This window comes from Streptomyces physcomitrii (assembly GCF_012273655.1).
Classification (GTDB): domain Bacteria; phylum Actinomycetota; class Actinomycetes; order Streptomycetales; family Streptomycetaceae; genus Streptomyces; species Streptomyces physcomitrii.
The window spans coordinates 45832-57115 of sequence record NZ_JAAWWP010000023.1; the positions used below are offsets into that span (position 1 = coordinate 45832).

The window sequence follows — 11284 nt, forward strand, 5'->3', positions numbered from 1 at the left end:
TCGTTGGCTGTAGTCATGTCAGGAGTTCCTCAAGTCTTCCACCATGGTGAACAGGTCTTCGTCCGTCGCCTCGTCGAGTCCGGGGCGACCGGCCGCCGCTTCGGGCTCCGGCACCGCCTCGTCCGGTGTCCCGCCCGCCGCGTCCGCCTCGTTCCAGCGCGACAGCAGGGTCCGCAGCCGCGCCCCGATCCGGGAGCGGTCGGCGCCGCCCTGTGCCGCGGCCGCCAAACTCGCCTCCAGGCGGTCGAGTTCGCCGAGCAGCGCCTCCTCCTGGCCCGCGGCGGCGCCGCCCAGTCGCTCCGCCAGTTCGGCGGCGACGGCGGCCGGGGTCGGGAAGTCGAAGATCAGCGTGGCCGGGAGCGGCACACCCGCCTCCTCCTGGATCCGGTTGCGGAGCTCCATGGCGGTCAGCGAGTCGAAACCGAGGTCCTGGAAGGCGCCTTCGGCCTCGATCCCCACCGGGTTCGGGTGGCCCAGCACGGCGGCCACCCGGCTGCGGACGAAGTCCAGGAGCTCGGCCCGCCGCCGCGCCTCCGGCAGCGTGGCCAGCCGCTCCGCGAGCCCCTGTGCCGGGGCTTCTGACGCGGCCTCCGCGGGGGAGACCGTCCGTACCTGCGGGGCCGGGGCCAGCTGGCGCAGCAGCGGGGGCAGGGTGCCCGCGGCGGCCTTGGCCCGCAGTACGGGCAGGTCGAGGCGGACCGGGGAGAGCGCGGACCCGCCGGTCAGCAGCGCGGCGTCGAGCAGGGCCAGGGCCTCCTTCGCCGAGAGCGCCGCGACGCCGGTACGGGAGATCCGGGCGCGGTCGGCGGTGCTGAGGCCCGCGGTGATGCCGGAGGCGGGTTCCCACAGGCCCCAGCCGAGGGAGAGCGCGGGCAGGCCCGCTGCCCGGCGGTGTCCGGCGAGGGCGTCGAGGAAGGCGTTGGCCGCCGCGTAACCGGACTGCCCGGGCGAGCCCGCCGTACCGGCGAAGGAGGAGAACAACACAAAGGCGGCCAGCGGCAGTTCACGGGTCAGCTCGTGCAGTGCCCAGGCGCCGGAGGCCTTCGGTGCCATCACCCGGCGTACCGCCTCCGGGGTGAGCGAGCCGATCAGGGCGTCGTCCACCACCCCCGCCGTGTGGACGACCGCGGTCAGCGGATGCTCCGGCGGGACGGTCGCCAACAGGGCGCCGAGTTCGGCCCGTTGGCTCACATCGCAGCTGGCGATGGTGACCTGGGCGCCCAACTCGACCAGCTCGGAGGTGAGTTCGTCGACACCGGGGGCGGACGGTCCCTGCCGGCCCGCGAGCAGGAGGTGCTGTACCCCGTGTGCGGTCACCAGGTGCCGGGCGACCAGCGCGCCGAGGGTGCCGGTGCCGCCGGTGATCAGGACGGTTCCGCCGCCCAGTTCGGGGGCGGGCGCCGCGGTCTCCTTCGCGCCGGTGGGGCGGTTCGGCGCGGGGGCGAGCCGGGGCACGCTCAACCGGCCCCGGCGCACGGCGAGTTGGGGCTCCCCGCAGGCGACGGCCGCGGGCAGCGCGCGCAGCGACTCCTCCTGCCCGTCGACGTCGACGAGCAGGAAGCGGCCGGGGTGCTCGGCCTGCGCCGAGCGCAGCAGCCCCCACACCGGGGCCAGCGCCGGATTCGGCGTCTCCCCGGGCAGGGCGATCGCACCCCGGGTGAGGACGGTCAGACGGCGGTCTCCGAAGCCGTCCTCGCGCAACCAGCGCTGCACCGTCTCCAGGGTGCGCAGCAGGACATCCGTCCCGTCGGCAGCCGTATCGGCCGCCTCCGGGTCGTCCTGTACCCAGACCACCACCTGGGCGGTATCGGTGCCGTTCGCCCCGGTCTCAGCGGCCTCGGCGGTCCCGGCGGCGGCCTCCACCTCCGGGATCCGCCGCACCTGGGCGCCCGCCGCCTCAAGCGCGCGGATCAGGCTGTCCTCGGCGGCGACCGAACCGTCGCCCGCGTCGAGCACCGCCCACGGGCCCGGCGCCGTCTCGGCGCTCCGGCCCGGCAGCGGGAACCACTCGGTGTGGTAGAGCGCGTCCGCGGCTCCGGAACGGTCCCCGAGCGCGCGCAGCCCCTCCGGATCCACCGGACGCAGCGCGAGCCGCTCCATGGACAGCACCGGGGCGCCCGCCGGATCGGTGATCTCCACCCGGACGGCGTTCTCGCCCGCGGCCGGGGCGATCCGCACCCGCAGCGCGGTGGCCCTGGAGGCGTGCAGGCGGGCGCCGTTCCAGCTGAACGGCAGGAAGGCCGTCTCGCCGTCCTGCCCCGTGGCCAGGAACTCGCCGTGCCGGATGGCCTGCAGCGCCGCGTCGAGCAGCGCCGGATGCACGGCGAAGCCCTCGCCGCCGCCGAGGGCCGAGTCCGGCAGCACCACCTCCGCGTACACCTCCCCGCCCTGGCACCAGGCGGCGCGCAGCCCCTGGAAGGACGGGCCGTAGCTCAGCCCGGTGGCCTCGTCCGGCTGCCCGGCGAGCGCCTCGGCCGGTACGGGCCGCGCCCCCTCCGGCGGCCATACGGAGCCCCCGGCCCCCGGCGCCTGCTCCGCCGTACCGGCCTCTTCCGGCTGCGGCGCGCTGAGGACGGCCTCCGCGTGCCGGGTCCAGGGCGCCTCCGTGTGCTCGCCCTCCGGCCGGGAGTGGACGGTGAGGTGCCGCTGCCCGCGCTCGTCGGGCTTGCCGACGGTCACCTGTATCCGCACCGCGCCCGCGTACGGCAGGACCAGCGGGGCCCGCAGCGCCAGTTCGGCCACGGTCACCGCCTCGGTACGCGCGGCGGCGTGCAGGGCGAGTTCGAGCAGGGCCGTGCCCGGCAGCAGCACGGTGCCGCCCACGCTGTGGTCGGCGAGCCAGGGGTGCGTCCGCAGGGACAGCCTGCCGGTGAACAACAGGCCCTCACCGCCCGCGAGTTCGGCCACGGCACCGAGGAAGGGGTGCGCGGCGGGGACGAGCCCGAGCCCACTCGGGTCGGCGGCGGCCGGGGGCGGGGCGTCGAGCCACAGCCGCTGGCGCTGGAACGGATACGTGGGCAACTCGACCCACTCGTCCGGCCCTTCGCCCGAAGCCGGAAGCAGCGTCTCCCACGCCGGGCTGATCCCCCGGGTGTGCAGCGTGGCCAGCGCCGTCAGCAGCGACCGGACCTCCGGCTGTTTGCGGCGGAGGAGGGGGAGGGCGGTGGTCTGGCGGGTTTCGGAGTCGGGGGTGGAGTGGTGTGCGTGGGTGGCTAGTTGGGTGAGGGCGTGGCCGGGGCCGAGTTCGAGGTAGGTGGTGGTGTGGTGGGTGTGGAGGGTGCGAAGACCGTGGTGGAAGCGGACCGTGCTGCGGACATGGCGGGCCCAGTAGTCCGGGTCGGAGAGTTCTGCCGTGGTGGCCAACTCGCCGGTGACGTTGGAGATCAGGGATGTCACCGGCGGGTGGAAAGTGAGGGTGCGCAGGGTGGTGCGGAAGGTGTCGAGCATGCCGTCCATGTGGGGGGAGTGGAAGGCGTGGCTGACGTGGAGGTGGGTGGTCTTGCGGCCTTGGGAGGCCCAGTGTGCGGCGAGGGTGTGGACTGCGTCGTGGTCGCCTGAAATCACTGTCTCGGTAGGCCCGTTGACGGCGGCGATGGTCACCGTCCCGTCGGCCGGAAGGCTCGCGGTCGTCTCGTCTTCGGTGGTCTGGAGGGCGGTCATGGCTCCGCCGGTGGGCTGGCCCTGCATGAGGGTGGCCCGGGTGGTCACCAGGACGGCCGCATCGTGCAGGTCGAGAACTCCGGCGAGATGGGCGGCGGTGATCTCCCCCAGTGAATGCCCGAGCAGGAGATCTGGACTGATCCCCCAGTGGGCCAGGAGGTGGTGGAGGGCGACTTCCAGGGCGAAGAGTGCGGGTTGGGTGTAGGCGGTCTGCTGGAGCAGGGCGGCGTGTTCGGTGTCGGGCTGGGCGAACATCACCTCCCGTAGGGGGACGACGGGCAGCGTGGTGTGTGCGGTCAGGCGGGAGGCCAACTCCGGGTCCAGGGCGGCTACGACCTCGTCGAGGGCCGCGGCGAACAGCGGGAAAGCCTCGTACAACTCCCGTCCCATACCGGCGTGTTGGCTGCCCTGACCGGAGAACAGGAACGCCACCTTGCCCGGTACCTGGGCGGCCGTTCCGGTGACCAGATGGGGATGCGGGGTGCCCTGGGCCAGGGCGGTGAGGGCTTCCGGGTCGCCGTGCAGGACGACGGCGCGGTGGTCCATGGCCGCGCGGCGGGTGGCCAGGGCCCGGGCCACCGTGGCGGGCTCCGGGCGCGGAGCGGTGTCCAGGAAGCGGGTGAGCTGCCCGGCCTGCGCCGCCAGGGCACCCGGGGTGCGGGCGGAGAGCGGCCAGAGGACGGCCTCGGCGCGGGGCGAGGCGGGCGGCTCGGGCGTCCTCGCGGGCGACACGGGCTCCGGGGCCTCCTCCAGGACCACATGCGCGTTGGTGCCGCTGGCGCCGAAGGAGGAGACGGCCGCGCGGCGCGGCACATCGGTACGCGGCCAGTCGCGCGGCTGCGTCAACAGGCGTACCGCGCCTGCCTCCCAGTCCACCGCCGGGTTGGGCGCGTCGACATGGAGGGTCGCGGGGAGCTGTCCGTGCCGCAGGGCCTGGATCATCTTGATGATTCCGGCGACTCCGGCGGCGGCCTGGGTGTGCCCGATGTTCGACTTGACCGAGCCCAGCCACAGCGGCTGGTCCTCGGGACGGTCCTGCCCGTAGGTGGCGAGCAGGGCGCTCGCCTCGATCGGGTCGCCGAGCGTGGTGCCGGTGCCGTGCGCCTCGACCGCGTCCACGTCCGCCGTGGTCAGACCGGCGTCCGCCAGGGCGGCCCGGATGACCCGCTGCTGGGCGGGGCCGCTCGGGGCGGTGAGGCCGTTGCTGGCGCCGTCCTGGTTGATGGCGGTGCCGCGGACGACGGCGAGGATCCGGTGCCCGTTGCGGCGCGCGTCGGAGAGCCGCTCCACCAGGAGCATGCCCGCGCCCTCGCCCCAGCCGGTGCCGTCCGCGGCGGCGGCGAAGGACTTGCAGCGGCCGTCGGCGGAGAGCCCGCGCTGGCGGCTGAACTCCACGAAGGCGCCGAGCGCCGACATCACCGTCACCCCGCCCGCGAGCGCGAGATCGCACTCCCCGGAGCGCAGGGCGCGGCCCGCCAGGTGCAGGGCCACCAGGGAGGAGGAGCAGGCGGTGTCCACGGTCACCGCAGGGCCTTCGAAGCCGAAGGTGTAGGCGAGCCGCCCGGTGGCGATGCTGCCCGCGCTGCCGTTGCCGAGGTAGGGCTCCAGGTCGGCCGGGGGAGTGGGCACCCGGGCCGCGTAGTCGTGGTACATCACGCCGCCGAAGACCCCGGTCCTGCTGCCGCGCAGCGAGGTGGGGTCGATACCCGCCCGCTCGACGGCCTCCCAGGCGGTTTCCAGCAGGAGGCGCTGCTGCGGGTCCATCGCCAGGGCCTCGCGCGGCGAAAGACCGAAGAACGCGGGGTCGAAGTCGGCCGCGTCGTACAGGAATCCGCCGGACCACACCGAGGACTTGCCGGCCCGGTCCGGGTCCGGGTCGTAGAGCTCGGCCGGGTCCCAGCCCCGGTCGACCGGGAACTCGGCGATCGCGTCCTCGCCGCCCGCCACCAGTTCCCAGAAGCGTTCCGGAGTGCTGGCCCCGCCCGGGTAGCGGCAGGCCATGCCGACGATCGCGAGGGGCTCCTCGGCACCGCCGGACTCGGCCGGGCGTACGGGTGCCGCCGCACGGGAGACACCCGGGCCGCCCGAGGCTCCGGAGTCCGCGGTGAGGCCGAACTCGCCCAGCAGGAAGGCGGAGAGGGCCTGGCAGTCGGGGTGGTCGAAGACCAGGGTCGCCGGGAGCCGCAGGCCGGTCGCGGCGGCGAGGGTGTTGCGCAGTTCCACGGCCATCAGCGAGTCGAAGCCGAGTTCCTTGAAGGCCTGGGTGGGCGCCACCGTGTCCGCGGAACCGTGGCCGAGCGCCGCGGCGGCCTGCCCCCGCACCAGATCGAGGGCGGCCCGCGCGCGCTCCGCCCCGGCCAGCGCGGCGAGCCGCTCGCGCAGGCCCGCCTCGCCCGCCGTGGCACGGGCAGCTGCCCGCCGCCCCGGGGTACGGACAAGTCCGCGCAGTACGGGCGCGGTTGGGGCCTCGGTGGCGGTGCGCAGCGCGGCGAGGTCCAGCCGGACGGGCAGCAGCACCGGCTCGGCTCCGGTGTCCGCGCAGACGGTGTCGAAGAGGGCCAGCGCCTCCTCGTCGGCCAGCGGTGCGACCCCGCCCCGGGCGATCCGCGCCAGATCCGCCTGGCCGAGCGCGCCGGTCAGCCCGCTGCGCCGCTCCCACAGGCCCCAGCCCATCGAGAGCGCGGGCAGCCCCTCGGCCCTGCGGTGCCGGGCGAGGGCGTCCAGGAAGGCATTGGCCGCCGCATAGCCCGACTGGCCCGCCCCGCCGAGGACCGCGGCGGCCGAGGAGAACAACACAAAGGCGTCGAGGGGGAGTTCACGGGTCAGCTCGTGCAGATGGAGCGCGGCCGTGGTCTTCGGCGCGAGAACACGGTCGAGTTGCCCGGCGGTCAGCGAGGTGATCATCGCGTCGTCCACGACGCCCGCCGTGTGCACCACCGCGGTCAGCGGATGCGCGGCACCGATGCCCGCGAGCAGTGCCGCGGTCGCCTCACGGTCCGTCAGATCACAGGCGGCGATCCGCACCGAGGCGCCGAGCGCGGTCAGTTGCTCGCGCAGCGCCTCCGCTCCCTCGGCGTCCGGACCGCTGCGGCTGGCGAGCAGCAGATGGCGTACGCCGTGCTCGCGGACCAGATGCGCGGCGAGCAGTCCCGCCAGGGTGCCGGTGCCGCCGGTGAGCAGGACCGTGCCCTCCGGGTCCCAGCGGACGGGTCGGGTCGCCGAGGCTTCCGGTTCCGTCGTCTCCGGGCGGTGCCGCACCAGGCGCGGGACATGGAACTCGCCGCCCCGGACGGCTAGTTGAGGCTCACCGATGGCCAGGGCGGCGCCGACGACCTGCTGACCGCGGACGGCCGCACCCTCACGCTTGCCCCCTTCTCCATCCCCGTCCTCATCCTCATCCACATCGACGAGCACGAAACGCCCCGGTTGCTCGGTCTGCGCCGAACGCAGCAGCCCCCACACCGGAGCCGCCTCCAGGCAGGGCACCTCCGCCGCCGTCACCGCGACGGCCTTCCTGGTCAGCACCACCAGCCGCGCGTTCACCGCCGTCGCCCGCTCGTCGGCCAGCCAGGCCCGGACGGTACGCAGGGCGCGGTGAAGCGTCGCGGTGGGGGCGGCGGCGCCCGGTTCGATCCCGGTGGTGGTACCGGACTCCGGGCGGAGATCCAGCAGCACCGTTCGCGGGAACTCGGGGAGAGACCGCAGGACTTCAAGACCCTGGAGGCCCCCGAGCGCGTCGAGCCCCGCGGCTGCGCCGGAGCTCTCGGGGTTCTCGGGGGTCTCGGCCTCTGCGTGGTCGGGGAGATCGCGGTCGCCTGGGAGATCGTGGTGGTCCGGGTAGCGGATCACGGGCGGCGCGGAGACGGACGGGTCCGGTGCCGGTACGGGAGTCCAGTCGAGGCGGTAGAGCGCGTCCGCCGGGCTGCCGGTGCTCCCCAACTGGCCTGCGGTGACAGGCCGGGCCACCACCGAGTCCACGGAGGCGACCGGTCGCCCGGTGGTGTCCGCGAGGGTGACCGTCAGTGCGTCCGTACCGGTCGGCGCGAGCCGTACGCGCAGGGCCGAGGCCCCGACCGCGTCCAGCCGGACCCCGCTCCACGCGAACGGCAGCCGGGCCCCGTCCAGCCCCGGACCGTCACCGAAGAAGCGCCCGAGGCCGACACCATGCAGGGCCGTGTCGAAGAGCGCCGGGTGGATCCCGAACTGCTCCGCCCCGGCAGCCGCCTCCTCGGGCAGTGCCACCTCGGCGAAGACCTCGGCCCCGCGCCGCCACGCCGCCCGTACGCCGGTGAACGCCGGCCCGTACTGCAGCCCGGCGGCCGCCAACTCCCCGTACAGCCCGCTCACTTCCACGGGCTCGGCCCCGGTCGGCGGCCAGACGCTCAGATCGGTATCCGAACCCGGCTCGACGGCCGCCGGTGCGGCGGAGCCGGAGACCAGGCTGCCGGTGACGTGCTGGGTCCAGGGCGTCCAGGGCAGCCCGGCCGTGTCCTCGGGGCGGGAGAGGATGCGTACCGCCCTGCGGCCCGTGTCCTCGGGCTCGTCCACCAGTACCTGTACCTCCACGGTGCCGGTCGCGGGCAACCGCAGCGGAGCCTCCAGGGTCAGCTCCTCGATCCCCTCGCAGCCGACGCGCGCCCCTACGGCAAGTGCCAGCTCCACAAAGCCCGTTCCGGGAAGCAGCACGGTGCCGAGCGCCGCGTGATCGGCGAGCCACGGATGCGTCCGGAGCGACAGCCGTCCGGTGACCGCCAGCCTGTCGCCGTCCGCGAGCACCGTCGTCACGTCGATGAAGGGGTGCTCGTCGCCACCGGTCGCCCCGGTGAGCGGCGCCAGCCAGTAGCGCTTGTGTTGGAAGGGGTAGGTGGGGAGGTCGGGGTGGTGGGTGGTGGGCTGGTTGGTGGGTTGGGTGGGGGTGAGGCCGTGGGTGTGTGCGTGGGCGAGGGCGTGGTGTTGGCGGGTGGGGGTGTCGTCGCCTCGGAGGAGGGTGGGGTGGGTGGTGGCTTGGGTGTGGGTGTCCGCGGTCTCTTCGATGGCGGTGGTGAGGCCGGGGTGGGGGCTGGTTTCGATGTAGTGGGTGTGTCCGTCGTTGAGGAGGCGCTGGACGGTGGGGTTGAAGTGGACGGTGGTGCGGAGGTTGGTGAACCAGTAGTCGGTGGTGAGGGTGGTGGTGTCTACGGGTTCGGTGGTGACGGTGGAGTAGAAGGGGATGTCGGACTGGCGGGGCGTCAGCTCGCCTATCTGTGCCGCCAGTTGGTCCTTGAGTGGTTCTACGAGGGGTGTGTGGGAGGCGTAGTCGACGGGGATCCTGCGGTGTCGAATCCCTTCCGCCTCGCAGTGCTGCTGGAGCGCGTCCAGGGCTTCGGTCGTTCCGGCGACGACGGTGGAGGTGGGGCTGTTGAGGGCGGCGAGGTGGAGGTCGTCTCCGTACGACGAGATCAGCTCGCCCGCCTGTTCCGCGCTGAGGGCGAGGGACATCATGCCGCCCGTACCCGCCAGCGTCGTAAGCGCCTTCGAGCGCAGGGCGACGACCCGTGCGGCATCCTCAAGGCTGAGCGCTCCGGCGATGTGCGCGGCGGCGATCTCTCCCTGCGAGTGGCCGATGACGGCGTCGGGGTGGATGCCGTGGTCCTGCCACCAGCGGGCCAGGGAGACCATGACGGCCCAGGTGGCGGGCTGTACGACATCGACGCGGGCGAGCGCGTCGGCGTCGTCGAGTACGTCGAGCAGGTTCCAGTCGGTGAACGGCGCCAGCGCCTGGGCGCACTCCTGCATGGACTTGGCGAACACCGGGGAGGTGGCGAGGAGTTGGACCCCCATTCCCACCCACTGCGAGCCCTGACCGGGGAAGACGAACACGGTCTTGCCCTCGCGAGCTGTGCCGGTGACGACGTTGCTGTGCGGGGAGCCCTCGGCGAGGGCTGCCAGACCGGCGAGGAGCTCGTCGCGGCCGGTGCCGATCACGGCCGCACGGTGGGCGAAGCGGGGGCGGACGGCCATGGTGTCCGCGATCTGGGCGGCTGCCAGCTCGGGGTGGTCCGTGAGATGGGTGTGCAGGCGGGCGGCGTAGGCGCGCAGGGCGCTGTCCTGCTTGGCGGACAGGGAGACGGTGTACGGGGCGTCGCCTGCCGGGGTCGCCTGGGCGGCCTCGGCGGCGGGCACCGGCTGGTCCTCGGGGGCCTCGGAGGCGGGCGCCGGCTCCTCCTCGGGGGCCTCCTCCAGGAGGACGTGCACATTGGTGCCGCTGATGCCGAAGCCGGAGACGGCCGCCCGGCGGAGGCGTTCGCCCTTCGGCCAGGGGCGGGAGGCGGTGAGCAGCCGGACCGCGCCGGATTCCCAGTCCACATGCGGTGAGGCCGTCTCGGCGTGCAGCGTCTTCGGCAGGGTGCCGTGCCGCAGGGCCTGCACCATCTTGATGAGCGCGGCGGCCCCGGCGGCGGCCTGGGTGTGCCCGATGTTCGACTTGACCGAGCCCAGCCACAGGGGCTGGTCCTCGGGACGGCCCTGCCCGTAGGTGGCGAGGAGTGCCTGCGCCTCGATGGGATCCCCGAGCTTCGTCCCCGTACCGTGCGCCTCCACCGCGTCCACGTCCTTCGCGGTGAGTCCCGAGGCGGCGAGGGCGGCGCGGATCACGCGCTGCTGGGCGGGGCCGTTGGGGGCGGCGAGTCCGTTGCTCGCGCCGTCCTGGTTGGCGGCGGAGCCGCGGACGACGGCGAGTACGCGGTGGCCGTTGCGGCGTGCCTCGGACAGCCGCTCCAGGACGAGGACGCCCACGCCCTCCGCGAGCCCCATGCCGTCCGCCTCGGCCGCGAAGGCCTTGCACCGGCCGTCGGCGGCGAGCGCGCCCTGCTTGGTGAACTCCGCGATGGTGCCCGGCGAGGACATCACCGCGACACCGCCCGCGAGCGCGAGGTCCGACTCCCCGGACCGCAGCGACTGCACCGCGAGGTGTACCGCCATCAGGGAGGTGGAGCAGGCGGTGTCGACCGTGACCGCCGGACCCGACAGGCCCAGGCTGTACGCGACCCGGCCGGAGGCCACGCTCGCCACCGCGCCGGTGACCAGGTGGCCCCGTACCGACTCCGGCGCCTGGATCATCGGCGCGCCGTACTCGTGGTAGTTCCGCCCGACGAAGACCCCGGCCTTGACGCCCTCCAGCGCGGAGGGGTCCAGGCCCGCGTGCTCCAGGGCGGACCAGGCGGTCTCCAGGAGGAGGCGCTGCTGCGGGTCCATCGCCAGGGCCTCACGGGGTGCGATCCCGAAGAACTCCGCGTCGAAACCGGCCACATCGTCGAGGAAGGCGCCCTCGGTGACCGGCGCGCCCGCCTCCGGGCCGGTGCCGGGGGCGAGGAGCCGGTCCAGGTCCCAGCCCCGGTCGGCGGGGAGCGGCCCGACCGCGTCGCGCTCCTCGGCGAGCAGCTGCCACAGTTCCTCGGGCGAGTCCGCGCCGCCCGCGAAGCGGCAGCCCATGCCGACGATCGCGATGGGCTCACGCGCCTGGCTCTCGACCTCCTGAAGACGCCGGTTGGCCTTGCGCAGGTCCACGGTGACGCGCTTGAGGTAGTCCCGCAGCTTGGCTACGTCCTCGGACATTGCGTTCCTTTCCAGTCCGGCGTCCCTGCGG

The 11284-nt window shown here is 74.3% G+C and carries 1 protein-coding gene; it reads right to left on the reverse strand.

Features of this window, described 5'->3' with window-relative positions; all coding sequences use genetic code 11:
* Positions 1 to 18 precede the first annotated feature (18 nt).
* Complete coding sequence (locus HFV08_RS27285) at positions 19 to 11253, reverse strand: type I polyketide synthase (protein WP_168543124.1); 11235 nt, start codon at positions 11251 to 11253, stop codon at positions 19 to 21.
* Positions 11254 to 11284: the final 31 nt, after the last annotated feature.